The 26,511-nt window shown below is 72.6% G+C and carries 18 protein-coding genes and 2 pseudogenes; 8 read left to right on the top strand and 12 right to left on the bottom strand.

All coding sequences use genetic code 11. The features are described 5' to 3' along the window. Nucleotides 1–124: 124 nt before the first annotated feature. From GA0070618_RS05390 to eno, 6 genes are all read right to left on the bottom strand, one after another. Nucleotides 125–1,066, bottom strand: a complete 942-nt coding sequence (locus tag GA0070618_RS05390) for a Ppx/GppA phosphatase family protein (RefSeq protein ID WP_088985302.1) — start codon at nucleotides 1,064–1,066, stop codon at nucleotides 125–127. Nucleotides 1,067–1,088: 22 nt separating this feature from the next. Then, nucleotides 1,089–2,426, bottom strand: coding sequence for a hypothetical protein (locus GA0070618_RS05395; protein ID WP_197701719.1), 1,338 nt, complete (start codon nucleotides 2,424–2,426; stop codon nucleotides 1,089–1,091). A 61-nt stretch (nucleotides 2,427–2,487) separates the two neighbouring features. After that, nucleotides 2,488–3,000 (bottom strand): amino-acid N-acetyltransferase, encoded by a 513-nt coding sequence (locus GA0070618_RS05400; protein ID WP_088980653.1) that lies wholly within the window; start codon nucleotides 2,998–3,000, stop codon nucleotides 2,488–2,490. Beyond that, entirely contained in the window at nucleotides 2,997–3,554 is a 558-nt protein-coding gene (locus tag GA0070618_RS05405; RefSeq protein WP_088980654.1) for a DUF501 domain-containing protein, read from the bottom strand. The genes GA0070618_RS05400 and GA0070618_RS05405 overlap by 4 nt, the downstream gene beginning before the upstream one ends. Nucleotides 3,555–3,732: 178 nt before the next feature. Continuing rightward, nucleotides 3,733–4,371 carry an FtsB family cell division protein gene (locus tag GA0070618_RS05410; RefSeq protein ID WP_088980655.1) on the bottom strand — a complete coding sequence of 213 codons (639 nt, stop codon included), beginning with the start codon at nucleotides 4,369–4,371 and terminating at the stop codon, nucleotides 3,733–3,735. A 35-nt stretch (nucleotides 4,372–4,406) separates the two neighbouring features. After that, entirely contained in the window at nucleotides 4,407–5,690 is a 1,284-nt protein-coding gene (eno, locus tag GA0070618_RS05415; RefSeq protein ID WP_088980656.1) for a phosphopyruvate hydratase, read from the bottom strand. Between the two features lie 219 nt (nucleotides 5,691–5,909). Between eno and GA0070618_RS05420 the strand changes: the two genes are divergently transcribed. After that, nucleotides 5,910–6,602 (top strand): hypothetical protein, encoded by a 693-nt coding sequence (locus GA0070618_RS05420; RefSeq protein ID WP_088980657.1) that lies wholly within the window; start codon nucleotides 5,910–5,912, stop codon nucleotides 6,600–6,602. Nucleotides 6,603–6,697: 95 nt separating this feature from the next. Here GA0070618_RS05420 and GA0070618_RS05425 read toward each other — a convergent pair. The 4 genes and pseudogenes from GA0070618_RS05425 to mfd all read right to left on the bottom strand — a co-directional run bounded on the left by GA0070618_RS05425 (nucleotide 6,698) and on the right by mfd (nucleotide 13,907). Next, nucleotides 6,698–8,310, bottom strand: a pseudogene (locus tag GA0070618_RS05425) (DUF885 domain-containing protein). Between the two features lie 104 nt (nucleotides 8,311–8,414). Next, on the bottom strand, nucleotides 8,415–9,404 hold the full coding sequence (locus tag GA0070618_RS05430; protein WP_088980658.1) for a nucleoside triphosphate pyrophosphohydrolase: 990 nt from the start codon (nucleotides 9,402–9,404) through the stop codon (nucleotides 8,415–8,417). Nucleotides 9,405–9,492: 88 nt separating this feature from the next. Continuing rightward, nucleotides 9,493–10,221: a hypothetical protein gene (locus tag GA0070618_RS05435; RefSeq protein ID WP_088985303.1), complete on the bottom strand. Its 729-nt coding sequence runs from the start codon at nucleotides 10,219–10,221 to the stop codon at nucleotides 9,493–9,495. A gap of 50 nt (nucleotides 10,222–10,271) precedes the next feature. Continuing rightward, nucleotides 10,272–13,907, bottom strand: coding sequence for a transcription-repair coupling factor (mfd, locus tag GA0070618_RS05440; protein ID WP_088985304.1), 3,636 nt, complete (start codon nucleotides 13,905–13,907; stop codon nucleotides 10,272–10,274). Between the two features lie 237 nt (nucleotides 13,908–14,144). Between mfd and GA0070618_RS05445 the strand changes: the two genes are divergently transcribed. Both GA0070618_RS05445 and GA0070618_RS05450 read left to right on the top strand, forming a co-directional pair. Next, a complete protein-coding gene (locus GA0070618_RS05445) occupies nucleotides 14,145–14,906 on the top strand; it encodes a hypothetical protein (protein WP_143740236.1) in 762 nt (253 codons plus the stop codon). 82 nt (nucleotides 14,907–14,988) lie between these two features. Further along, a complete protein-coding gene (locus GA0070618_RS05450; RefSeq protein ID WP_088980660.1) occupies nucleotides 14,989–15,225 on the top strand; it encodes a GntR family transcriptional regulator in 237 nt (78 codons plus the stop codon). Nucleotides 15,226–15,360: 135 nt separating this feature from the next. Here GA0070618_RS05450 and GA0070618_RS05455 read toward each other — a convergent pair whose 3' ends face one another. Beyond that, entirely contained in the window at nucleotides 15,361–16,401 is a 1,041-nt protein-coding gene (locus GA0070618_RS05455) for a S66 family peptidase (RefSeq protein ID WP_088980661.1), read from the bottom strand. Between the two features lie 172 nt (nucleotides 16,402–16,573). Here GA0070618_RS05455 and ppc point away from each other — a divergent pair, with 172 nt between their 5' ends. Continuing rightward, nucleotides 16,574–19,360: a phosphoenolpyruvate carboxylase gene (gene ppc, locus GA0070618_RS05460; protein WP_088980662.1), complete on the top strand. Its 2,787-nt coding sequence runs from the start codon at nucleotides 16,574–16,576 to the stop codon at nucleotides 19,358–19,360. A gap of 126 nt (nucleotides 19,361–19,486) precedes the next feature. Here the strand turns inward: ppc and GA0070618_RS05465 are convergent. Next, nucleotides 19,487–19,822: pseudogene (locus tag GA0070618_RS05465) on the bottom strand (hypothetical protein); the annotation flags it as partial. A gap of 54 nt (nucleotides 19,823–19,876) precedes the next feature. Here GA0070618_RS05465 and GA0070618_RS05470 point away from each other — a divergent pair. The 4 genes from GA0070618_RS05470 to GA0070618_RS05480 all read left to right on the top strand — a co-directional run bounded on the left by GA0070618_RS05470 (nucleotide 19,877) and on the right by GA0070618_RS05480 (nucleotide 26,367). After that, entirely contained in the window at nucleotides 19,877–21,022 is a 1,146-nt protein-coding gene (locus tag GA0070618_RS05470; RefSeq protein WP_088980663.1) for a DNA recombination protein RmuC, read from the top strand. 312 nt (nucleotides 21,023–21,334) lie between these two features. Next, on the top strand, nucleotides 21,335–21,763 hold the full coding sequence (locus tag GA0070618_RS33295) for a hypothetical protein (protein ID WP_231931613.1): 429 nt from the start codon (nucleotides 21,335–21,337) through the stop codon (nucleotides 21,761–21,763). 245 nt (nucleotides 21,764–22,008) lie between these two features. Next, nucleotides 22,009–22,836, top strand: coding sequence for a hypothetical protein (locus GA0070618_RS33300; protein WP_143740238.1), 828 nt, complete (start codon nucleotides 22,009–22,011; stop codon nucleotides 22,834–22,836). 237 nt (nucleotides 22,837–23,073) lie between these two features. Beyond that, on the top strand, nucleotides 23,074–26,367 hold the full coding sequence (locus GA0070618_RS05480) for a S8 family serine peptidase (RefSeq protein ID WP_088980665.1): 3,294 nt from the start codon (nucleotides 23,074–23,076) through the stop codon (nucleotides 26,365–26,367). The last annotated feature ends 144 nt before the right edge of the window (nucleotides 26,368–26,511 follow it).

The raw sequence follows: 26,511 nt of genomic DNA on the forward strand, positions 1-26,511 counted from the left end.
GCGCTACCGTGCGCGAACGGCGACCGCGGTCAGCCCCCCGTCCGGGCCCTCGGCGATGCCGTCCGGCATCCGGGGGCACCGCGTCGCATGGTTCGTGCCGGCCGGCTGCCACCAGGGCGGTTGCCTAGCTCGGCGACGGCGCGAGGCTCCAGGCGATCCCGTCGAGGATGTCGTGCTCGCTCGCGACCAGCGCGGACATCCCGGCGCGCTCCATGATCACGCGGAGCACCAGGGCCCCGGCCCCGATCACGTCCGCCCGGCCCGGATGCATCACCGGGATCTCCAACCGTTCCGCGCGCGTCCGGCCGAGCAGGTCGGCGGTCACCCCGGCCACGGTCTCGTACGACACCCGGGCGTGGTGGATCCGCTCCGGAGCGTACTCGTGCAGGCCCTGGGCGATGGCGACCACGGTGGTGACCGAACCGGCGAGCCCGACCAGGGTGCCGGCCCGCCGCCCCGGCACGACCGTGAGCGCCCGGTCCACCGCCGCCGCGATGTCCGCCTCGGCGGCGGCCACCTCCGCCGGCGTGGGCGGATCCCCATGCAGGTGCCGCTCGGTCATCCGGACGCAGCCGATGTCCACCGAGATCGCCGCCTCCACCCCGTCCTCGCGGGTGCCGAGGACGAACTCGGTGGATCCGCCGCCGATGTCGACCACCAGGTACGGCGGTTCGGCGTCGGCCGGCAGCCCACGCACCGCGCCGGTGAAGGAGAGCCGGGCCTCCTCGTCGCCGGTGACCACCTCCGGCGCGACGCCGAGGGTCCGTTCCACCATCGCCCGGAAGTCGGCGGCGTTCGAGGCGTCCCGGGAGGCGGAGGTGGCGCACATCCGCACCCGGTCCACGCCCTGCTTCTGGATCTCCGCCGCATACCCGGCCAACGCGACGCGGGTCCGCTCGATCGCCTCGGGGGCGAGCCGGCCGGTCTGGTCCACCCCCTGACCGAGCCGGACGATCTCAAGTCGACGGGTGATGTCGGTCAGCGGCGCCGTCGGGCCGGCCGACGGGTCTGGCAGGTCGGCGATCAGGAGTCGGATCGAGTTGGTGCCGCAGTCGATGGCCGCCACGCGCGTCGTCACGGCAGCAACCCTACGGCAGCGGCCGGACCGGTGCCGGCGGACCGGCGGCGGTCGCCGGCAGACCTCCACCGACGACAGCCGGCACACCTCCACCGGCGGACGACGAACCGGTCCGTCGGCGGTGCCGCCGGAGCAGCAGCACCGGCAGCCACGGCGCGACGCCCACCGCCACCAGCAGGGACAGCAGCGGCAGCCGCCACCAGAACGGGACGCCGGACGACAGCGTCGGCTGGGACGTGGTGTCCGGCACCCACGGGCGGGCCGTCTTGGCCCAGGCCAGGAAGGCGTCCCCGATCGGCATCGCCCCGAGGGCGTACCGCTTCGTCCACGGGGTCTGCACCGGCAGCCCGGCGAACTCGCCGTAGTTGGCGAGGGCCGCGGCGAGCCGGTGGTCGCCGTGCCGCTGGGCCGCGCCGAGGGTGACCACGGTGGCCGAGAGGCTCACCCCGAGCAGCAGCGGGCCCGAGTCGACGTCCCCCGGGCCGTCCAGCCCCGCCGGGTACTCCCGTACCGCCGGGCCCAGCCCGAGCGGCGTGGCCAGGAAGCGGTCCCGGAACGCGAGGTACTGCTGCCGGGCGAAGATCGGGTCGATCTCGGGCAGGAACCGGTGGACGATGCTCTGCGAGGTTCCCCGGGCCACCTCGGCCGGCGCGCCGGTGACCGGGTCGACCCGGTGCGGCAGCAGCCCGGTACGCGGGTCCAGCCGCTGCCGGACCCCGTCGAGCCACCGGTCGACGGTGCCCCGGAAGCGGGGCGGCAGCAGCGTGTCGTGCAGCCGCAGCGAGGCGACCGCCACGGTGGAGTCCACCGGCCACGCCTGCTGCGGGTAGGCGGCCAGGTACGGGGTGGCCGACGCGTCGAAGGCCGCGCCGAGCGCGGCGGAGGCCTCGGCGAATCGGCGTACCTCGGCCGGGTCGCGGCGCTCCGTCGGCGCCAGGGCGAGCACCCCGCCGCGCAGCCAGTTCGTCCAGCCCTGGTGGAACACCCCGTACGGCGGGGTGAGCTCCGGACTGAACGGAGCCACCCCGGCCGGTGACTCCAGTCGGGCCAGCGCCCAGCGGGCCTCCCGCGCCGACTCCTCCCGACGGGCGGGCTCGCGCATGCCCAGCTCCACCCGGGCGAGCCCGTAGAGGACGTGCGCGAAGAAGTACCCCTCAGGGAAGAGGGCCTGGGCGTCCTCGCCGGTGCCGTCGTCGAGGGCGGCCCGCAGGAAGGCCAACTGGCGAGCCACTCCGGGTGGCTCGCCGCCGGCGGCGGTGGCCGGCGCGACCAGGCGGACCACCCCGACCAGGGCGGCCAGGCTCAGCAACGCGGCGGCGACCCTGGCCATCCGACGGAGAACGATCACGGGGACCAGGGTGCCGGGGCGGGTCAAGCGGCTAATGGGTGGCGGTTGGGGCAGCCGGTCGTCACAGGCGCAGCAGCATCCGGGTGTTGCCGAGGGTGTTCGGCTTGACCCGTTCCAGGTCGAGGAACTCCGCCACACCCTCGTCGTACGAGCGCAGCAGCTGCTCGTAGACCGGCTGCGGGACCGGCGCGCCGTCGATCGCCTCGAACCCGAACGAGCCGAAGAACCGGGTCTCGAAGGTCAGCACGAAGATCCGCGCCACCCCCAGCTCGCGGGCCCCGTCGATCAGTTCGGCGACGATCCGGTGGCCGAGCCGCCGGCCCCGGCACGCCGGGTCCACCGCGACCGTCCGGATCTCGGCCAGGTCCTCCCACATGACGTGCAGCGCGCCGCAGCCCACCACCGCGCCGTCGGCGACCCGTTCGGCGACCCGGAACTCCTGCACGTCCTCGTAGAGGGTGACGGTGGCCTTGCTCAGCAGCCGCCGGTCGTCGGTGTACGTGTCCACCAGCCGGCGGATGCCCCGGACGTCCCCGGTGCGCGCCCGCCGGACGACGTACCCGTCGGCGCTCATTCGTCCGCCGGCACGTCCACGCACGGCCCGGCGGCCCACCACCGTTCCACCAGCGCCAACGTCTCGTCGCCGAACGGGTTCACCCCCGGTCCCGCGCCGAGGGCGTGCCCCAGGTGCACGTGCAGACACTTCACCCGCCCCGGCATGCCCCCAGCGGAGATACCGGCGATCTCCGGCACCTGGCCGATCGCCTCCCGCCGGGCGAGGTAGTCCTCGTGCGCCGCCCGGTAGCGGGCGGCCAGCTCCGGGTCGGTGGCGAGCCGCTCGGCCATCTCCTTCATCAGCCCGGCCGACTCCAGCCGGCTGCACGCCGCCGTGGCCCGGGGGCAGGTGAGGTAGAACAGCGTCGGGAACGGGGTGCCGTCGGCCAGGCGGGGGGTCGTCTCCACCACGTCGGGCAGGCCGCACGGGCAGCGGTGGGCCACCGCGCGGGTGCCCCGGGGCGGGCGTCCGAGCTGGGCGGCCACCGCTGCCAGGTCGGCCTCGGTCGCCGGCTCGCGCCGCGGCGGGGGTACGGAGTCCGCAGCCGGCTCCGGCGGGGGTACGAGTGGCACAGTCGTCATCTCTCGTCGGTGCTGTTCGGTCGGGTGGACGACCTGGTCCGGGTCGGTTGGCACGGTCCGGCGTCCGGCGTCGCGGGGTTCGCCGGTCCGGCGTCCGGCGTCGCGGGGTTCGCCGGTCCGGCGTCCGGCGTCGCGGGGTTCGCCGGTCCGGCGTCCGGCGTCGCGGGGTTCACCGGTCGGGTCGCTCGGCGTTGGCCGCCTCGATGCTCGACCAGAGGGTGTCGTACCACGGGTCGTCGCTGCGCGGGCGCTCGGACCGGGGCGGCAGCGGACCGGCGGTCCCCGGGTCGGTCGCGGACCGGCCCTTCAGCACCAGCACCGGCACCTCGCCCGGGTAGACCATGAAGAACCGCTGCCGGGCCTGGCTCTCGATGTACGCGTCGTCCTGCCACTTGGCCGCCTCGACGGAGAGATCCTCGATCAGCTCCCGCTGGGCGGCCTGGGCCGCCTCCATCCGCTCGATGTCGGCCTGCTGGTCGAGGTAGACCCGGACCGGATAGGTGTAGCCGAGGGCGAGCGCGATCAGCACCGCGAAGAGCACGGTGGCCCGCCCGGTGAAGCGTCGGGGACGGGGTGCGGAGAGCCGCTTGACGGTGCCACCGGCGGCGGTCCGGCGGGCCGCCGGGCGGCTCGCCGAGCGTACGCCCTCGGTGCCCCGGGCGGTGCCCGGAGCGCGACCGGCGGTGCCGCGCGACTCGGCGCGGACCCCCTCCCGGCTGGTGGTCCGCACGCGGGCCCCACCCGGCCGGCCGGGGTGACCCGGCCGGCGGGTGGGACGCTGCCCGCCCGGTGTGCGGCGCGGTTGCATCGTCGTCACACCCCTCCCCGACGCGTCACGCGCCCTCAGGCGGAACGGTAGCGCGGGAAGGCACCCGCACCGGCGTACCGGGCCGCGTCGGCCAGCTCCTCCTCGATCCGCAGGAGCTGGTTGTACTTGGCGACCCGGTCGGAACGGGCCGGAGCGCCGGTCTTGATCTGGCCGCAGCCGGTGGCCACCGCCAGGTCGGCGATCGTGGTGTCCTCGGTCTCGCCGGACCGGTGGCTCATCATGCACTTGAAGCCGGCCCGGTGGGCCAGGTCGACCGCGTCGAGGGTCTCGGTGAGCGAGCCGATCTGGTTGACCTTGACGAGCACCGCGTTCGCGGCCTTCTCGGCGATGCCGCGGGCGATCCGCTGCGGGTTGGTGACGAACAGGTCGTCGCCGACGATCTGGATCCGGTCGCCGACCGCGGCGGTCAGGGTGGCCCAGCCGGTCCAGTCGTCCTCGGCCAGCGGGTCCTCGATCGACACGATCGGGTAGTCGCCGGCGAGCTTGGTGTAGTAGTTGCTCATCTCCTCGGCGCTCTTCGGCGAGCCCTCGAAGGTGTAGGTGCCGTTGTCGAAGAACTCCGTCGCCGCCACGTCCAGGGCGAAGACGATGTCGCTGCCCACCCGGTAGCCGGCCTTCTCGACCGCCTCGGCGATCAGGTCCAGCGCGGCGGCGTTGGTGGGCAGGTTCGGGGCGAAGCCGCCCTCGTCGCCGAGGCCGGTGGAGAGGCCCTGCTTCTTCAGCACCGACTTGAGCGCGTGGTAGACCTCCGCGCCGGAGCGCAGCGCCTCACGGAAGCTCGGCGCGCCGATCGGCGCGATCATGAACTCCTGGACGTCGACGTTCGAGTCGGCGTGCGCGCCACCGTTGAGGATGTTCATCATCGGCACCGGCAGCAGGTGCGCGTTCGGGCCGCCCAGGTAGCGGAAGAGGCTCAGCTCGGCGCTGCCGGCCGCCGCCTTCGCCACGGCCAGCGAGACGCCGAGGATGGCGTTCGCGCCCAGCTCGGACTTGTTGTCCGTGCCGTCGATGTCGAGCATCTTCTGGTCGATCAGCCGCTGCTCGCTGGCCTCGTAGCCGACGAGCTGGTCGACGATCTTGTCCTCGATGTTCGCGACCGCGTTCTCGACACCCTTGCCCAGGTAGCGGTCGGAGTCACCGTCGCGCAGCTCGATCGCCTCGAAGGCGCCGGTGGAGGCGCCGGAGGGCACCGCGGCGCGGGCCACCGTGCCGTCGTCCAGGCCGACCTCGACCTCGACCGTCGGGTTGCCCCGCGAGTCGAGGATCTCCCGGGCGACGATTCCCTCGATGGTTGCCACTGAGTCGCTCCTCGTTGTTCGTGTGAGAGTGTCCGGTCCGGTAGGGCCGCGACGGTGCGGCTGAGGCAGACGTTGAACGCAGCGTATCGGGCGACGCTCGCGGGCACCGCGTCGCCCGGTGTACCACCGGTGGTGGTTCCGGCGGACATTCCCGGATTCTCACCGCTCAACCGGCAACCGGTTTGCGATCGGTGGACCCGATCGGCAAGGCTGAGCATCATGCCCGCCGCCTCGACTGTTCTCCGCGTGCTCGCCGTCTCGGTCGTCGCGTCGCTCACCGTCACGGGTTGCCAGGCCCTGGAGGACACCGGACGCGTGATCGGCCGGGGTGACCTCGTCAACGAACTGGCCGCCCGACTGGACAGCGCGCACGAGCTGACCTACTCCGCCGAGTACCAGCTACCCGGTGGTCGTACCGTGTCCATCGCCCAGTCCCGGGACCCGGTCCGCACCGCGTACACGTACCCCGACGGCAAGATCAGCGTCAGCGCCGAATCCCTCGCCACCTGTGAGACCACCGGCAAGCCGGTGTGCACGCTGACCGTGCCGCCGACCCCGTCCAACCGCCCCTCGGTGGCCGTCTTCACCGAGGCCGAGCGGCGGGGCATGGTCACGCCACCGGCGGTCATGGGACTGCTGACCACCGCCGCCCTCGACCCGAACGCGGTCATCGAGCAGAGCGACACCACGCTGGCCGGGCATCCGGCCACCTGCGTCGACGTCCGCTCCGCCGAGGTGTCCCCGTTCACCGCCTGCGTGACCAGCGACGGCGTGCTGGGCAGCTTCACCGGCGCGGTCGACGGCAAGCCGACCGAGCTGGCGCTGAGCAGCATCCGCGACTCCGTCGACGACGCCGCCTTCGACCTGCCGCCCGGCGCGGGCGTGGTCGACCGCCGTCCCAGCCGGAGCTGACGCGCTGCTCGGGTGGTTGCCGGGGCCCCTTCCTCGTCGAGAAGCGGTAGGAAGGGTCCCCGGCAACCACCCCGGCGCGCGTGCGGCGGGCGGGTTCAGACCCCGAGCAGCGTGCGCAGATGGCGCGGGGGCGGGCAGTCGTGGGCGAGCATCGCGTCGTGCCAGCGCCGCACCGGCACCTCCACCGGGCGGGCCGCGGCGATCTCCGCGATCTCGGCGTAACCGACGAAGTACGTGGAGAGCTGCGTCGAGGTGAGCAGCGCCCGCCGCCACTTGCCGGCCGCCTCCCCCTCCTCCTGGAAGCCCCGGCCGGTCATCAACGCCATCGCCTCGGCCTCGGGCAGGTCCTCGCAGTGCGTCAACTGGTCGACCAGCGCGTTGATGGTCATCCGCAGCTGCATCTTGAGCTGCTGCAACCGCACCGGCAGGCCACCGAAGCCGGCGGTGGCCATCAGCTCCTCGGCATAGACCGCCCAGCCCTCGACGAACGGCCCGGAGCGGGCCAGGGCCCGAACTCGGGTGCCGCCGGCGTACCGCCGGGCGTGGGCGAGCTGGAGGAAGTGTCCCGGCATCGCCTCGTGCACGGTCAGGTTGCGGATCATGTGGTCGTTGTACTCGCGGTAGAACGACTCCACCCGCGGTGCCGGCCAGTCCGCCGGGGTCGGCGCGATGCAGTAGAACGTGGGCAGGTCCGCCGTCTCCAGCCCGCCGGGCGAGTCGCAGTACGCCACCGCGACGCCCCGGGCGAACTCGGGCATCTCCTGGATCACGCACGGGTCGTCGACCAGGGAGACCAGGTCGTGTGCCCGGACGAAGTCGGTGGCCTCGTCGAGGGTGATCGAGGCCAGGTCGACGATGGTGTGGTCGTCCGGGTGCTCGGCGGCGAGCAGGTCCAGCGCCCGGCGTACCGTCTCGTCGTCGGCCGGACCGCCGACCAGCTCGACGGCCGCCACGCGGATCTCCTCGGTCACCCGCTCCAGGTTGGCCCAGGCGCGGCGCAGCACCTCGGCGGCGGTCAGCTCGGTGTCCAGGGTGTGCCAGAGCCGGGCCTCCCACCGGCGGCGGCCGAGCCGGGGATCCGGGCCCGGTCCGTCGTCGGCGGCCAGCCCGGCCCGCAGCCAGTCCGCGAACTCCTCCAGCGCGGCCACCGCCGCCCGCGCCGCCGGCTCCACCCGGCCGCCGAGCGCGGGGCCTGCGCCAGCAGCGCCGGCACCTCCTGGCGCACCAGCGCCGCCGTACCGGTGAACTGCCCGACCGCCGTCTCAGCGTGGATGCGTGGCATGTCCCGCAGCGTCGCGCGCGCGGTCGCCAGGGCGTCGGGTACGGCCGACAACCGCCCGGCCAGGTGGGTCAGCCGCACCTCGACCGGGGCGTACGGGCGGGACAGCACGGCGTGCAGCAGCAGCCCGGGGTTGTGGCGCAGCGGGTCCCACTCGTGCGCCCGGATCTCGGTCGACTCGAAGAGTTCCCGGTCGACCAGGGCGGTGAGCAGGGCGTGGTCGACCGACTCCTCGACCGGGAGGGAGTCGCCGTCCACCTCGGCGAGGGCGTGCGCGGCCTCGGTCAGCATGCGGCGGTCGGCGGCGACGGTGTCGGCGGACCAGTCCGGCAGCCGGTCGTCGTACCGGTGGTCCCCCGCGCCGGAGGCCAGCTCCGGGCGACTCTCCAGCAACGCGTCGACGATCCGTTCGGCCCGCTCGGTGAACATCCTCCGACCCTAACCGCCCGTCCCGCCTCCGCCCGACTCCGGCGTCCGCGTCGATCAAGAAGTTCGCGTCGGGATCCGGTGGCAGGTCCGACGCACGGCCTGGATCAACTCGACGGGGGCGGGGTGGAGGATTCGGCGGCGCGGATGGTGGCGGCGTGGGCGAGGGTGGCCCGACGGAGGGCGGCCTCCGGGTCCAGGCCTGCGGCGCGGGCCTCGGCGACGATCCGTAGCAGCTCCGCGCCGAGTCGGGTCTCCGGGTCGGCGTCCCCGGCGGGAACGGGAGGCGGCACGGCCAGGCCGATCCGCCCGGCGCGCTCCAGGATCTTGGCGGCCAGGGCGAGGGCGGGCTGGCTCATGGCGATGCCGTCCAGCACCGAGTCCCGGGCCTTCTCGGCCCGTTTGATCCGCTCCCAGCTCGCGGTGATCTCCTCCAGGGTGCCCGCCTCGGCACCGGCGAAGACGTGCGGGTTGCGCCGGACCATCTTGTCGACCAGGCCACCGGCCACGTCGTCGATGCCCCACCGCTCGTCCTCGGGCAGTTCCTCGGCGAGCCGGGCGTGCAGCACCACCTGGAGCAGCACGTCACCCAGCTCCTCGCGGAGCGCGTCGGTGTCCCCCGCGCTGATCGCGTCGTACGCCTCGTAGCACTCCTCCAGCAGGAAGCCGGAGAGGCTGCGGTGGGTCTGCGCCCGCTTCCACGGGTCCCCGCCGGGCGAGGCGAGCCGGTCCATCACCTCGACCGCGTCCAGCAGTCGCGCGCCCGGTGGGTCCCATGAGCCGTACATCAGCTCCAGCTCGGCCAGGCCCGGCTCCCGGGCCAGGCGCAGGCCCAGCTCACGGGCGAGGGTCTCGTCGCCGGTCGGGCCGGCCAACCAGACCACCGTGCCGTGCCGGGCCGCCACGTCGAGCAGCGCCTGGGTGGCCGCTCCGTCGACCACGGTGACCTCGGCGCCCGTCGTCCGCAGCGCCGTGGTCACCGCGCTCTCCGCACCGGTCAGCACCGGATGCGCGCGTACGACGTCCCAGGCCGCGGCGGTCAGCAGCCCGGCCGGCAGCCGGGGCGAGGTGACCAGCAGCACGATCCGCCCGGTCATCGGTCCTCCCGGGCTGTCGCGCCCGCCCCGGCGACTCGCCCGGCGTTCGTCGGAAGCCGGGCGGTCGTGGGTGTCACAGCGGTCATGCTCAGGCGGCGTCGGTCACCGCGTCGGAGCCGGCCTCACCCAGCGGCACGCTGACCGCCGCCACGTTGCCGGCGAAGCTGAGCACCGGGAAGGCGAGCGGACGGTAGCGCGGGTTGACCGTGACGTCGTACCCCTCGACCGCCTCGGCGAGCGCGTTACGGGTGGCCAGCGCGGTGCGGAGCTGCTGCCCGTCGAGCTGGGTCGCCGCCTGCTCGACGGTCACCTCCTCCGGGATGGCGCCGGCTGCCTTGCCGGCCTTGACCAGGTCGGCCATCTCCTGCTCGGTCGGTGCGACCGGCTGGCCGGAGGGCACCCCGGAGAGGCAGGTGTAGAGCTCCGCCACCCGCTGCGGGTACGTCGTGTCGGTCGGGTAGCCGAGCTGCTGGCTGACCTGCTCGACCGGCACCTGGTTCTGCGGGCGGTAGCCCTTGTCGGCGGAGAGACGCTGGCACACCTCACCGAGGACCAGGGTGCTGACCACCTCGCCACGGCCGGGCAGCCGCTGCTCGCCGGGCGCGCCCGGCTGGCCGGTGGGCTGGCCCGGGGCCGGCTGCTCCGGGGTCGACGTGGCGGCGTCGTCCCGCAGCTCGTCCAGGATGCGGGTCACCGCTTCCTCGGTGATCCGCTGGTCGCCGACGTAGGCGGCGACCCCGGGCTCGGAACGGCAACCGGAGAGGGCGACGAGGCCGACCGCCACGCTGGCGACGGCGACAAGACGGCGAGCACGCATGACCGTCACTCTCTCACGTCGGCACCCCCACCCCCGCCCCGGCCTGCCCCTCAACGCGCCGGGACGGGGGTCGGGGCGCCGAGGACGTCGGCAAGGAGCTGGGCGCACCACTCCAGGAGGGCCTGGTCGCGCAGCGGTTCGCCGCCGACCCTCCTGGTGCTGGGCCGCGGGACGCTGACCTGGTCGAGCGCGGACTTGTAGACCGAGTCCGGGTGGTACCGCTTGAGCCGCAGCTGCTTGGAGTCGGGCAGCGGCAGCGGGCCGAACCGGATGTGCTTGCCCTGCATGCTCACGTCGGTCAGGCCGTACCGGCGGGCCAGGAGCCGGAACCTCGCCACCGCGATCAGGTTCTGCACCGGGGCGGGCGGCTCGCCGTACCGGTCGGTCATCTCGGCGGCCACCTCGCGCAGCCGCTCCTCGTCACGCGCCTCGGCGAGCTTGCGGTACATCTCCAGGCGCAGCCGCTCCACGCCGACGTAGTCGTGCGGCAGGTGCGCGTCGACCGGCAGGTCGATCTTGACGTCGGTCTCCTCCTCGGGGCGCTCACCCTTGAACGCCTGCACCGCCTCGCCGACCATCCGGACGTACAGGTCGAAGCCGACCCCCTCGATGTGGCCGGACTGCTCGCCGCCGAGCAGGTTGCCGGCGCCCCGGATCTCCAGGTCCTTCATCGCCACGTACATGCCCGCGCCCAGCTCGGTGTGCTGGGCGATGGTGGCCAGTCGCTCGTGGGCGTGCTCGGTGAGCGGCTTCTCCGGCGGGTAGAGGAAGTAGGCGTACGCCCGCTCCCGCCCCCGGCCGACCCGGCCCCGGATCTGGTGCAGCTGGGCCAGGCCGAGCAGGTCGGCCCGCTCCACGATCAGCGTGTTCGCGTTCGGGATGTCGATGCCGGACTCCACGATCGTGGTGCAGACCAGGACGTCGAACTCCTTCTCCCAGAAGCCGACCATCACCTTCTCCAGGGCGTCCTCGCCCATCTGGCCGTGCGCGACCGCGACCCGGGCCTCGGGCACCATCTCCCGGATCCGCCGGGCCGCCTTGTCGATCGACTCGACCCGGTTGTGCAGGTAGAACACCTGGCCGTCGCGGAGCAGCTCGCGGTGGATGGAGGCGGCGACCTGCCGCTCGTCGAACGCCCCGACGAAGGTGAGCACCGGGTGCCGCTCCTCCGGCGGGGTGGCGATGGTGGACATCTCCCGGATGCCGGTGATCGCCATCTCCAGGGTCCGGGGGATCGGGGTGGCCGACATGCTGAGCACGTCCACCGAGGCGCGCAGCGTCTTCAGGTGCTCCTTGTGCTCGACGCCGAAACGCTGCTCCTCGTCGACGATCACCAGGCCGAGCTGTTTGAACCGGGTGGCCGCGGAGAGCAGCCGGTGGGTGCCGATCACGATGTCGGCGCTCCCCTCGGCGACCATCTCCATGGTCCGCTCGGCCTCCTTCGGCGTCTGGAACCGGGAGAGCTGCCGGATCTCGATCGGGAACTGGTTCATCCGCTCGGCGAAGGTGTTGTAGTGCTGCTGGGCCAGGAGCGTGGTCGGCACCAGCACGGCCACCTGCTTGCCGTCCTGCACCGCCTTGAACGCCGCCCGTACCGCGATCTCGGTCTTGCCGTAGCCGACGTCGCCGCAGATCAGCCGGTCCATCGGGACGGTCTGCTCCATGTCCCGCTTGACCTCCTCGATGGCGGCGAGCTGGTCGGGGGTCTCCTGCCACGGGAAGGCGTCCTCCAGCTCCCGCTGCCACGGGGTGTCCGGCCCGAAGGCGTGTCCCTTGGACGCCTTGCGGGCCGCGTAGAGCTGGATGAGCTGGGCGGCGATCTCCCTGACCGCCTTGCGGGCCCGGGCCTTGGACTTCTGCCAGTCCGCGCCGCCCATCTTGTGCAGGGCCGGCTGCTCGCCGCCGACGTACCGGGAGAGCTGGTCCAGCTGGTCGGTGGGGACGAAGAGCCGGTCGCCGGGCTGGCCGCGCTTGCTCGGGGCGTACTCGATGACGAGGTACTCCCGGGACGCGCCGTTGACGGTCCGCTGCACGAGTTCGACGTACCGGCCGATGCCGTGCTGCTCGTGCACGACGTGGTCGCCGGCCTTCAGCTCCAGCGGGTCGATGGTGTTGCGCCGCCGGCTCGGCAGCTTGCGCATGTCCCGGGTCGAGGTGCCCCGGCCGCCGGTGACGTCGTTGCCGGTGAGCAGGACGAACCGGGACGCCTCGTCGACGAAGCCCTGGCTGAGCGAGCCACAGGTGACCAGCAGTTCGCCCGGCTCCGGGGCGGTCGGCACCTCCTCGGTCAGCCGGGCGCCCAGGCCGGCGTCGCGGAGCACCTCGACGGCCCGCTGGGCGGGACCGTGCCCCTCGAAGACCAGGGCGATCGACCAGCCCTCGCCGGCCCAGCGCTTCAGGTCGTCGACCAGCCGGGGCGTCTCGCCGTGGTAGAGCGGGGCCGGCTGCGCGGCCAGGGTCACCGCGATGGCGTCGTCGGGGGAGACGTCGACGTCGGCCGGCTCGTCCTCCCAGGGCTGGCGCGCCGGCGCGCCGTCCGACTCGACCAGGCCGAACGGCGACAGCGTCCACCAGGGCTGCCCCAGGGCGGCGGCGGCCGAGCGTACCTCGGCCAGGGTCTTGAAGGCGGCGGCGCCGAGGTCGACCGGGGCCCGGCCCCCGACGGCCGCCGCGGCCCAGCTGGCCTGGAGGAACTCGTCCGAGGTACGGACCAGGTCGTGCGCCCGGGTGCGGATCCGCTCCGGGTCGCAGAGCAGGACGTGGGTGCCGGCCGGCATGCTGTGCAGCAGCAGTTCCATCGAGTCGGGTCCGACCAGTTCCGGCGCGAGCGACTCCATCCCCTCGACCGGGATGCCCTCCGCCAGCTTGTCGAGGATCTCGGCCAGCTCGGGGTGCTCCTGCGCCAGGACGGCGGCCCGCTTCCGCACCGCCGGGGAGAGCAGCAACTCCCGGCACGGCGGGGCCCACAGCCGGGGGGACGCCTCGATGGTGCGCTGGTCGGCAACGGCGAAGGTGCGGATCTCCTCCACCTCGTCGCCCCAGAACTCGACCCGGGACGGGTGCTCGTCGGTGGGCGGGAAGACGTCGAGGATGCCGCCTCGGACGGCGAACTCGCCTCGCTTGGTGACCAGGTCCACCCGGGCGTACGCCATGTCGGTCAGCCGGCGGGCGACCCCCTCCAGGTCGGCCTCCTCGCCCGGGGCGAGCTGCACCGGTTCCAGGTCGCCGAGGCCCTTGAGCTGCGGTTGCAGCAGCGACCGGACGGGCGCGACGACCACCCGCAGGGGCCCGCTGCGGCCGTGCGCGTCGACCGCGGCCGGGTGGGCGAGCCGACGCAGCACGGCCAGCCGCCGGCCGACGGTGTCGGAACGGGGCGAGAGCCGCTCGTGCGGCAGCGTCTCCCAGGAGGGGAAGACCGCGACCTGCTCCGGCGGAAGAAGGCTGCCCAGCGCGGCGGCCAAGTCGTCGGCCTCCCGGGTGGTCGCGGTGACCGCGAGCACCGGCCGCCCGGCCCCGCCCTGCGCCCCGGCCGCATCGGCGGCCACGGCGGCCACCGCGAACGGGCGCAGGGCCGGCGGGGCGGTCAGGTCGAGTCCGTCGACCTGCGCGGCACCGGAGCGCGCCAGGTCACGCGCCCGGGCCAGCCCCGGGTCGGCCAGGGCGGCGGAGAAGAGGCCGGTGAGCATCTGCATCACTTCCAGTGAGTGTCGCCGAGAGAGCACGCCCGGTGGGCTGCTGGCACACGAACAGGTACCCCGAGTCCGTCCGGACGGGGGTGTGCGAGTGCCAGCCTATCTCGCGGTACGAACGATTTGACCGGTGCCGGCGCCACCGTCCCGGGGGAGGATCGGTGCCGCAGACGTTCCACGCGGACCCGTCGTACGCTGGGCGCCCCTGTCCCGCCCGAGAGCTGGAGCAACCCGGTGACCACCCCTCCTCCGCCCGGCCACCCGCCGCAGCCCCCGTACGGCCAGCCCTCGTACGGCCCGCCGCCGCACGGCCACTCGCCGCAGCCGCCATACGGCACCCCGTCGCCGGGATACCCGCAGCCCGGACCCCCCGCGCCCGGGTACCCGACGGGGCATCCGGGTTACCCGCCCCCGCCGGCCCCGACGGCCAAGCGCATCCCGGAGGACCAACCCTTCGTGGTCCGCCCCAGCGTCGCCAAGCGGGGCCTGGTCATGGGCGCGGTCGCGCTGGTCCTGCTCAGCCCGATCGTCTGCCTCGCCGGCCTCGGCCTGGCGGGCTCCACCGACCCGGACATGCGCGCCAACGCCGCCCTCGGCATCGTCGGCATCTTCGTCTGCCTGCTCGCCGCGATCGGCCTGCCGCTCGGGATCCAACTGTGGCTGATCGCCTCGGGCGGTCCGGTGCTGGCGCTGAGCCCGGCCGGGCTCTGGATCCGGACGCGACCGACGCGTGGCCAGGCGGTCTGGGTGCCCTGGGAGGCGGTCGCGCAGATCCGTCGCCGCCGGTGGAGCCTGGAGAAGATGCTGGTCGTCCAGCTCCGTGATCCGCGCATGTTGCAGAACCTCGGGGCGTACACCGCGCTGGACAGCAGCATGTTGAACGCGTTCTACGGCTCGGGTCTGGTGTCGACGCTGAACTTCGCGGACCGCTCGGAGCAGGAGATCATGGCGGCGGTGACCCACTTCAGCGCCGGCCGCTGCCCCGTCGCCCCCTGACCCTTCCCCGCCCGCCCCGTCTCAGAGAGGGCGGCCACTGATCGCGGCAAGTCGGGGCCACCCCGACGCCGGACACCCCGACATGCCGCAATCAGAGTGGATCAAGGGCGGCGGGCGGTCAGGCGGCCAGGCTCGCGGGCAAGGGGCCGAGGCGGCGGACCCGGTCCGGCACAAGCTGCCCTCGGGCACCGAACTCTGCGCCGAGTTCACGGTGTCCCGCCAGGTCGTACGCTCCGCCATCGACTGGCTCAAGGCGCGGGGACTCGTCGACGGCGCGCCTGGTGCCGGGGTGTTCGTCCGGGAGCGGGCCACCCAGTAGCAGACCAGACGCCCCCTCGGTTTTGGCGATATCGCGGTGTCCGGTCGGGTGGACACCCCGACATCGGCGAACCGGAGTGGATCATGCCGCCGGAGTGGATCAAGCCGGCCCAGGCCGATCCGGGGCCGGGCGGGGTCAGTAGCGGACGGTGATGCGGCGGGTCACGGCGTCGACGCGCACCTGCCCGCCGTACGGGACGATCAACTGCGGGTCGGTGTGACCGAGGTCGACGTCGAAGACGACCACGGCGTCCGGGGCGTACTCGCGCAACGCGCGGGTGACCGCCGCCCGCTGCGCCTCGGCGTACCCGTGGCGCTGCTCGACGGTGTGCGGGCGGGCGAAGTCCCAGGCCTTGGCCCGTCCGACCAGGACGGCGGGGAAGCCGGCGAGCAGCCCCCGCTCCCCCAGGTTGCGCAGCATCCGGTACACCTCGACGGCCGACGGCAGTTCCTCGGACGTCTCGACCAGCAGCACCGAGCCGACCAGCTCGGCGGCCGGGGCGATCCGGTCGGCGGCGGCCAGCCAGTGCAGGATCTCCAGGTTGCCGCCCCACACGGGCCCCTCGACGGCGCGCTGCGGCCCGGCCCACGTCCAGCCGGTGCCCGGGAACATCGGCGGCTCGGTGTCCAGGGTCGACGGGTCGCCCCAGTCGAGGGGCTCGTCGCCCCACTCCCGGGCCGGGCGCAGCTCGTACCAGTCCGAGGTGAACAGGGCGGCGCGCAACGACTCCATGGTCAGCGGATGCGGCGCGCCCGGGCGGCCGAGGTGCACCAGCACCGATCCGCCGTGGTAGCCCACGATGCCCAGCCGGTGCAGGTGGTTGAGCAGGTTGGTGTTGTCCGAGTAACCGAAGTACGGCTTGGGGTTGGCGCGCAGCACCGCGTCGTCCAGGTGCGGGGTCACGGTGATCTGGTCGTCGCCGCCGATGGTGGCGAGCACCGCCGTGACGGTCGGGTCGGCGAACGCGGCGGTGACGTCCCGGGCCCGGTCGCGGGGGTCGGCGTCCATCAGCCGGGTGGTCGGGTACTCGACCGGCTCCAGCCCGAGCTCCTCCCGGAGCCGGCGCAGGCCCAGCTCGTACACGTGCGGGAAGACCGCCGGCAGTCCGGCGGACGGGGAGACCACCGCGACCCGGTCGCCGGGGCGCGGTTTGGGCGGGTACGTGCGGTCGACCATGGTCCGACGCTATCGGCCGCCCCAACCGGTTTTCCCGGCGCCGCAGCACAGCTGGGGATTCCCACGCAATGAGCGACATCTCAGGGCCGCTCCCCCCGCAGGGAGGTGGCGCGGATACGATCCAGGGAGTCGGACAGCGCAGTCCTTCGTCCTCACGTAAGGAGCGCACCCCGTGACCGACCAGCACGACCACGACGGCCCGGACGCCGCGCTGCGGGCCGACATCCGCCGACTGGGCACCCTGCTCGGACAGACCCTGGCCCGGCAGGAGGGGCGCCCCCTGCTCGACCTGGTCGAGGAGATCCGCGCCCTGGTCCGCACCGACGCCCCGGCGGCCGCGCACCGCCTCGGCGGCCTCGACGTCACCACCGGCACCAAGCTGGCGCGGGCCTTCTCCACCTACTTCCACCTGGCGAACATCACCGAGCAGGTGCACCGGGCGCGGGACCTGCGCCGTCGCCGCGCCGTGCAGGGCGGCTGGCTGGACCAGGCCGCCACCATGATCTCCGAGCGTGGCGTACCGGCGGAGGAGATCGCCGGAGCGGCCCGCCGGCTCGCGGTCCGGCCGGTCTTCACCGCCCACCCGACCGAGGCGGCCCGCCGCTCGATCCTGTCCAAGCTCCGCGCCATCGCCGACGAGCTGGACACCGAGACGGCCAACGCGATCCTCTACGGCGCGAGCGACGAGGGACCGGCGAACCGCCGCCTCGCCGAACTGCTCGACCTGATGTGGCAGACCGACGAGCTGCGGCTGGACCGGCCGGACCCGACCGACGAGGCCCGCAACGCCATCTACTACCTGCGCGACCTGTACGCCGAGGCCGCGCCGCAGGTCCTCGACGACCTGGCCGACACGCTGCGCACCCTGGGCGTGGAGACCTCGCCGACCGCCCGGCCGTTGAGCTTCGGCACGTGGATCGGCGGCGACCGGGACGGCAACCCGTTCGTCACCCCGGCGGTGACCCGTGAGGTGCTGGTCATCCAGCACGAGCACGGCATCGCCGCCACCGAGCGGGCGATGGACCACCTGATCAACGAGGTGTCGGTCTCCCGTCGGCTGCGCGGCGTCTCGCTCGACCTGTCCGCCAGCCTCGCCACCGACCTTGACGCGCTGCCCGAGGTTGCCCCCCGGTTCCGCCGGGTCAACGCCGAGGAGCCGTACCGGCTCAAGGCCCGGTGCGTGAAGGCGAAGCTGGCCAACACCCGGCAGCGGCTGCGCCAGGGCACCCCGCACGTGCCGGGACGGGACTACCGTGGCTCCGCCGAGCTGGTCGCCGACCTGGAGCTGCTGCGCGCCTCGCTGGCCCGCAACTCCGGTCAGCTCACCGCCGTGGGGCGGCTCGCCTCGACGATCCGGACGGTGTCGGCGTTCGGCCTGCACCTGGCGACGATGGACATCCGCGAGCACGCCGAGGCGCACCACGCCGTGCTCGCCCAGCTCTACAAGGCCGTCGGCGAGGTGGACGACTACCCGTCGCTGACCCGCCTGGAGCGGACGAAGCTCCTCGCCGACGAGCTGACCGGACGCCGGCCGCTCTCCACCGCGGACACCCCGCTGACCGAGGGGGCCCGGAAGACCTTCGACGTCTTCGGCGCGATCCGGGAGGCCCAGGACCGGTTCGGCGCCGAGGTCATCGAGTCGTACATCGTCTCAATGACGCTCGGCGTGGACGACGTGCTCGCCGCCGTGGTGCTGGCCCGCGAGGCGGGGCTGGTCGACGTGCACAGCGGCCGGGCGCGGATCGGGTTCGTACCGCTGCTGGAGACCCCGGCCGAGCTGAACGCCGGCGGCGAGCTGCTCGACGAGCTGCTGTCGCTGCCCGCGTACCGGCAGTTGGTGGCGGCCCGCGACGACGTGCAGGAGGTGATGCTCGGCTACTCCGACTCCAACAAGGAGGCCGGCATCACCACCAGCCAGTGGTCGATCCACCGGGCGCAGCGGGCGCTGCGGGACGTGGCCGCCCGGCACGGCGTGCACCTGCGGCTGTTCCACGGCCGGGGCGGCACGGTCGGCCGGGGCGGCGGCCCCACCCACGAGGCGATCCTGGCCCAGCCGTACGGCACGCTGGACGGCGCGATCAAGGTCACCGAGCAGGGCGAGGTCATCTCCGACAAGTACACCCTGCCGTCGCTGGCCCGGGAGAACCTGGAACTGACCCTGGCCGCCGTGCTCCAGGCGACGTTGCTGCACACCGCGCCCCGGCAGCCAGCCGAGATGCTGGAACGCTGGGACGCCGCGATGGACGTGGTCTCCGAGTCGGCGTTCCGGCGCTACCGCTCCCTGGTGGAGGACCCGGACCTGCCGGCGTACTTCTGGGCGTCCACCCCGACCGAGCTGCTCGGCGCGCTGAACATCGGCTCCCGGCCGGCGAAGCGGCCGAACACCGGCGCGGGACTGGCCGGGCTGCGGGCGATCCCGTGGGTGTTCGGCTGGACCCAGACCCGGCAGATCGTCCCCGGCTGGTACGGGGTGGGCTCCGGGCTGGCCGCCGCCCGTGAGGCGGGGCTCTCCGACGTGCTCGCCGAGATGCACCGGAACTGGCACTTCTTCCGGACGTTCCTGTCGAACGTCGAGATGATGCTGACCAAGACCGACCTGACCATCGCCCGCCGGTACGTCGAGACCCTGGTCCCGGAGCCCCTGCAACCGATCTTCGGCAAGATCGAGCAGGAGTACGAGCTGACCAAGCAGGAGGTGCTGGCGGTGACCGGTTCCCCCGCCCTGCTGGAGAACTCCCCGGTGCTCCAGCGCACCCTGGCCGTACGGGACACCTATCTCGAACCGCTGCACCACCTCCAGGTGGCGCTGCTGCGGCAGTACCGCGACTCCGGGGCGGCCGGACGTGCGGTGGCCACCGCGCCGGGCGGTCGCCGGGCCCCCAGCGACGGTACGGCCCTGGAGCGTGCGCTGCTCACCACGGTGAACGGCATCGCCGCCGGGATGCGCAACACCGGCTGACGGGTTGGCGGCACCAGCACCGACGGGTTGGTAGCAGGGGACCCTTCCTACCGTTTTCTGAGGAGGAAGGGTCCCCTGCTACCACTCGGGCGCAGGCGGGTGGGCAGGCCGGGCAGGCTGGTGGGCGTCGAGCCCGAGCGCCGTCCGCGCCGCCTGGACGTGGGCGAGCCCCTCCAGGGCGGTGTCCCGGGCGATCTCGTACTGCCGAACCGTCCGGGCCTGCTCCAACTGACTGCCGGCCGCGTTGTACCGCTCACCCGCGTCGACCAAGGCCTGACGGACCGCCGGGGCGTCGCCGTGCAGGTTCATCACCTGGCCACCGAGGCGTTCGTACCAGCGCAGCGCCTCGGCCCGGGCGTCGGCGGTCTCCCGGGCCCGACGCCGGGCGCTGTCCCACTGCCACCAGACGAAGCCCGCCACGTGCAGCAGCGCGACGACGCCGAGGAAGATCAGCGTGTCCATGGCCCGACGGTACCCCTGGTCGTCACGTCGTACCGGTTTTGGCAAGCTCGGGGGATGGACTTCTCGACGCTGGCCGTGGTGGTGGTCTGCCTCGGTGCCGGCGGCGCGGTCGGCTGGTTCGCGGCGCGGGCCCGCGCGGCGGCGGAGATCGCCCGGCTGGACGCCACACTGCACGCCGCCCGCGAGGGCGAGGGCCGGCTGGAGCAGTCAATGCGGGCGTTGAACTACGAGGCGACCGCCCAGTCGCAGGAGGCGGTGGCCCGGGCGGTCGCGCCGCTGCACGAGACGCTGCGCCGCTACGAGTCCCGGGTGACCGAACTGGAGCGTGACCGGGTGGACGCCTACGCCGAACTGCGCGAGCAGGTGCGGGCCATGGGCGCCGTCTCCGGTGAGCTGCGCACCGAGACCAAGCAGCTGGTGGCGGCGTTGCGCGCGCCCCAGGTACGCGGGCGGTGGGGTGAGCACCAGCTCCGCCGGATCGTCGAGGCGGCCGGCATGTTGGAGCACTGCGACTTCGCCGAGCAGGTCACCGCCGCCGTCGACGACCGGCAGGTCCGCCCCGACCTGGTGGTCCGGTTGCACGGCGGGCGTTCGGTGGTGGTGGACGCCAAGGCGCCCTTCGACGCGTACCTGACCGCGATGGAGGCACGTGACGACCGGGAGCGGGACACCCGCCTGCGGGCACACGCGAAACACCTCCGGGCCCATGTGGACGCGCTGGCCGCGAAGTCCTACTGGGCGGCGTTCGACGACACGCCGGAGTTCGTGGTGCTCTTCGTGCCGGCCGATCCGTTCCTGGACGTGGCGTTGCAGCACGACCCGACGCTGCTGGAGCACGCGTTCGGCCGGAACGTCGTGCTGGCCACCCCGGCGACCCTGGTGGCGCTGCTGCGGACGGTGGCCTACTCCTGGCGGCAGGAGGCCCTGGCCCGTAACGCGGTGGCGGTGCACTCGCTGGCCCGGGAGCTGTACAGCCGGCTGTCCACGCTGGGCGAGCACGTCGGCCGGCTCGGGGGCTCGCTGGGTGCGGCGGTGACCGCGTACAACCGGGCGGTCGGCTCGCTGGAGGCGCGGGTGCTGGTCAGTGCCCGCAAACTGGCCGAGCTGGGGGTCTCCGACCAGGAGTTGACCACACCGTCGCAGGTGGAGGTGGCCCCCCGGCAGCCGCAGGCCCCGGAGCTGACGGAGTCTCGAGAGTAGAGCCACCCTGACCACCCCCCGCCGCATCAGGCGAACCAAAAGGACGGAACGGGCAACAACTGAACAAAATTCCCACGGCACACAGTCTCGCGCAAAACAAGAGGCAATTTCCATACAGTGGCACATCCAAACGTATGATTGAAGTAAAGATCTCTTCGATATAAGATTCCTGCAGACCCTTCAACTGAATGAGGCGCCATGCGGGGAATCCGTCGCGCAATTATCGCGACACTGGGGGCGCTTGCTGTAACCATCGGAGGAATCGGCCTCTCGCCGTCAACTCCGGCGCAGGCAGACGACCCTGAGCCAACGGTGATCATCATCGAGCCCTCGACCACCCAGGAGGAGATCGACGCCGCCGGCCTCGTTCTCGATGTCGAGGAGGCCAAGCAGGCCATTCCACCACTCGATTGCGAGGAGGGTTTCGGCACCCTACGCACCTCCGGCACCCTCGCGCCACCCCCAGATTGTCCCGATGGCACCTCGTGCAACATCCTCTGCGGGGTCGTTCACAATCGAAGCGGAAAGACCTTGAATTTGAGCCGAAGCTCCTCAAGTCACACGTCTTGTTCGCCGACGGGACCCTACGCCAACCTCCCCACGGGAAAGAGTTCAAACACCTATCTCGGATGGCGTGACACCGACTGCTTCCGATCGACCACCCACCGGATCTACTACCGGGGATGGTTCTACAGTGCAGGCAGCTGGATTCGCATCTACAACGGAGTCTGGATCTACTGACATCAGCTTCCCGCACATCGGATCAATAGGCCGGGTCGGGACCCCAATCCCGGCCCGGCCCATCGATTCAGCAATGGATCCGACCCTCGCGCAGTTCACCGCTCAACGTCGAATCGCCACTACCAGCACCGAACGAATGGCTTACGCTCGCCGCAACCGCACGCCTCCAGGGAGACACCATGTCCCGATCGCAGCCGGAACGGCGACCACGCCCACTAGCGTGGACGAACCAGATCGGCGGCGGGTTGACCGTTCGCGGCATCGGCGAGATCACGGCAGCCGTCATCGGTGTTGTCTTGGCTGCGGTCGCCACCGCGTCGTTGGCCGCGTTCCTGGGCTGGCAGACCGCCGCACCGCTACCCGAGAACGGCGAGGCCCGGCGGATAGCCGGACCAGCCCTGCCTGCACAGCCGACCGATCCGCGTCGGCTCGAACCTGCCTTCGCTGCCGGCAACGCGGGGCAGGACTGGCGTGACCTACTACTAGGGGTTGATGACTACCGTCCGGGGTCAGTGCACTGGACGAGCACCTGGCCATCGCGAGCGTCCGCCGCGACAGCGGTTAGCCAGGCCCGCGCCGACCTGCGCCTAGCCGGCTGGCAGGTCGGCGCGATCCAGGACTCCGACTGTTGCCCACGGTTTGTGGCGCATCAGGACGAATGGCGGGTGGTGGTGGAGTCCCAGGGACTGCTCGACGACCAGCGGGCCAGCGTCCAAACGTCGGTGACCCGAACGCCTCCGCATGTGGTGACCCCGCTGACGATCGCTGGGGCGCTTCTCGGCGGACTGGCCGGCTGGTGGCTGACCGCAGTCATGGCCCGCCGACTACGGAGCCGCCCTCCCACCGGACGTTTATTGGTAGCCGGGCTCTTCACCGCTGGTGCCACAGCACTGCTACCGGCCACCGCCGTCAGCACGCTCGCGCTCGGCCAGAGTCTCGCCGCACCAGGTGAGCCGATGCCGGTCTGGATCGGGTACACGTTCGTGATCCTTCGGACCGGCGCCCTGACCGGAGCAGCACTGATGGTCGCCGCCGCGACCGCCCTGGCATCAACCCGACCGGCCCAGCGCTGATCAGGACAGACGACCGGTCGGCATGCTGGCAGCACCGGGTACGGCTACGTCCACTTCGTCCGTTCGGCCCACCGGCATCGACGACTAGCACTTTTTTCGTGACGGGGTGGACCGATTCACGTCACGAGGTGGTCACAACCTACTTCGGAGTAGTGACATCGACTCCCGGCACCACGAAGGATCACGCTCACGAGTGCTCTGCATCGCAGAGCCCTGGTTCTCTGGAGGAAAGAGAACGTGAGTAAACCCCGCAACCTGGGCCGGCGTACCTCCGCCGCGCTCTTCGCGTCCGTCGTGGCGGCTGGCGCCATGACCGGCGCGGGCAGTGCCGCCACCGCGAGCGCCGCTCCGTCCGATGCCGCTCCGGCCACCGCCGCCGAGACGCTGGGCGCGCACGACGCCAAGCTCCTCGCCGAGGCCGAGGCCAAGAAGGCCCCCACCGTCACGATGATCGTCGCCACCGACAAGGGGCAGGCGAAGAAGGTCGCCGACGGCATGGAGAAGCTGGGCGGCGCGATCAGCCAGCGCTTCGACAGCATCGGCTACGTCCTGGCCAAGGTGCCCACCGACAAGGCGCTCAAGGCGGCCCGGCTGCCCGGTGTCGCCGCGGTGGACCTGGACGAGGTCATCCAGCTGCCCGACCCGACGCCGGAGGCGGCCCCGGCCGGCAGCCGGTCCGCGAAGCAGGGGGCGACCCTCAGCGGCCCCGGCGCGGACACCGGAGCGGTCAACCCGTACATGCCGACCCACGAGACCGGCGCCGAGAAGTTCAAGGCCAGCAACCCCGAGTGGGACGGTCGTGGCATCACCATCGGCATCATGGACTCCGGTGTGGACCTCGACCACCCGGCGCTCCAGAAGACCACCACCGGCGAGCGCAAGATCGTCGACTGGGTGACCGCGACCGACCCGCTGGAGGACGCCACCTGGCGGGCCATGATCACTGAGGTGACCGGGCCGACCTTCACCGTCGGCACCTCCACCTTCAAGGCCCCGGCCGGCACCTACCGGTTCAACCGGTTCAGCGAGTCGATCACGCGGGCCAGCGACCCGGCCGGCGACGTCAACCGTGACGGCGACACCACCGACACCTGGGGCATCCTCTACGACCCGGTGACCCACAACATCTGGGTGGACGTCGACCAGGACAACGACTTCACCGACGAGGCCGTGATGCGGCCCTACAAGGAGAAGTTCGACGTCGGCCGCTTCGGCACCGACAACCCGGCCACCGCCGTACGGGAGCAGATCCCGTTCGTGGTCGAGTACCGCGAGGACGTGGACACCCGCCCGGTCGGCGGCCCCGGCCTGGTCGACTACGTCAACATCGGCATCGTCGAGAGCACCCACGGTAGCCATGTCGCCGGCATCACCGCCGCCAACGACATGCTCGGCAACAGCGCCTTCGACGGCGCCGCCCCCGGTGCCAAGCTGGTTTCCGCCCGTGCCTGCTCGTGGGGCGGTGGCTGCACCTTCGCCGCCCTCACCACCGGTATGGCCGACCTGGTGATCAACCGCAAGGTCGACGTGGTCAACATGTCGATCGGTGGCCTGCCGACCCTGAACGACGGCTCGAACGCCCGCGCGGTGCTCTACAACGAGCTGGTCGAGGTCTACGGCGTCCAGCTCGTCCTCTCGGCCGGCAACTCCGGTCCGGGTGTGAACACGGTCGGCGACCCGTCGGTCGCCACCAACGTGATCAGCACCGCGGCCAGCATCAGCAAGGAGACCTGGCTGGCCAACTACGGCTCGGTGGTGACGACGAAGAACGCCCTGTTCAACTTCTCGTCCCGTGGCCCCCGTGAGGACGGCGGTCTCAAGCCGCAGCTCACCGCGCCGGGCTCGGCCATCTCCACCGCGCCGACCTGGCAGGCCGGCAGCCCGGTCGCCGAGGCCGGCTACCCGCTGCCCCCGGGCTACGCGATGATCAACGGCACCTCGATGGCCGCCCCGCAGGCCGCCGGTGCCACCGCGCTGCTGCTCTCGGCCGCCAAGGCGACCGGCACGGGCGTCACCCCGGCCGCGCTGCGCCGCGCGCTGTACACCTCGGCCAAGCCGATCGCCGACGTCCCGACCTACGGGCAGGGCTACGGCATGGTCAACGTGCCGGGCGCGTGGAACCTGCTCCGCAAGGGCGTGGAGACCCGCTCCTACACCTCCGAGGCGGCGGTCTGCACCGAGCTGTCGGGCAACCTGACCCGGTACGATTCCTCGCTCGGCCAGTTCGTGCCGAACCCGCACCGGGGCGTGGGTGTTTACAACCGCTGCGCCGCGAACGCAGGTGGCCACAAGGTCGGGCAGAGCAAGACCTACCCGGTGAAGATCACCCGTACCAGCGGCCCGGCCGGCACGATCAAGCACGACATCGAGCTGCGCGGCAACGACGGCACCTTCAAGGCGCCGAAGTCCGTCTCGCTGCCGCTGAACAAGACCGTCACGGTCGACGTCACCGCCAAGGCGACCACCACCGGGGCGCACGGCGCGATCATGACGATCGACGACCCGGCGACCAGCGTCGTCGACTTCGAGGTCTCCACCGTGGTGGTCGCCTCGAACGACGTGAAGGCCCCGGACTTCGCGTACTCGGCCTCGGGCTCGGTGAACCGGAACAGCTTCACCTCGTACTTCGTGACCGTTCCGCCGGGCGCGGGCGCGCTCCAGGTGAACCTCTCCGGCATCGCCACCGGCTCGCAGACCCGGTTCATCGCCTTCAACCCGTACGGCGTGCCGGTCGACCCCACCTCCAGCCTGAGCTGCTACACCAACTTCTCCGACGCCGCCGCCTGCAAGCCGCAGGAGCGGGACTACCAGAACCCGATCGCCGGGGTCTGGGAGATCGAGGTGGAGTCGCGGCGGACCTCGCCGGCCCTGAACAACCCGTTCAAGCTCGACGTGCGGGTCCAGGGCGTCAAGGTGGAGCCGGCCATCGTCGAGCTGCCGTCGGTCCCCGCCGGTCAGCCGACCCAGGTGACCTGGTCGCTGAAGAACACCTTCGGCCCGGTCTCGGTCTCCGGCCGGGGTGCCCCGCTCTCCAGCGTCAACGCCGCGCGTCCGACGATCGGTGAGGGCGCCTCGCAGGAGTACGTCGTCGAGGTGCCGGCCGGTGCGACCACCTTCACCGCCCGGATCGGCAACCCGGCCGAGGTCGGCGCCGACCTCGACCTGTTCGTCTTCCGGGGTACCACCGAGGTCGGCCGCCAGGCCGACGGTGACTCCGAGGAGGCGGTGACCATCAACAACCCGCCGGCGGGCACCTACCGGGTGGTCGTCGAGGGCTACGCGGTCAACGGCCCGGGTTCCACCACCGCCTACGACTACCGGGACTCGTTCTCGGCGCCGGCGCTGGGCACCCTGTCCGCCCCGACCACGGCGACCCCGATGCCGCACGGCGCCACCGCCAGCCTCACCGGCACGGTGACGGCGGCGTCGACGCCGCAGGCGGGCCGGTCGCTCTTCGGCGAGCTGGCCGTGGTGACCAGCGAGGGCGCGGTCGTCGGCCGTGGCTCGGTCTCCATCGGCGCGGTCAACTGACCCGTTCCTGAGCACCACCGGAGCCCGTCCCCGCTCGTCGCGGGGGCGGGCTCCACCCTTTCCGGTGGCCCGCTGTCCGACCCTGGTGGCGTTGTCTAGCCCCGGTGGCCCGGTGACCGATCCCGGTGGCCCGGTGGCCGACCC

The organism is Micromonospora echinospora (assembly GCF_900091495.1).
In the GTDB taxonomy this organism is placed as follows: domain Bacteria; phylum Actinomycetota; class Actinomycetes; order Mycobacteriales; family Micromonosporaceae; genus Micromonospora; species Micromonospora echinospora.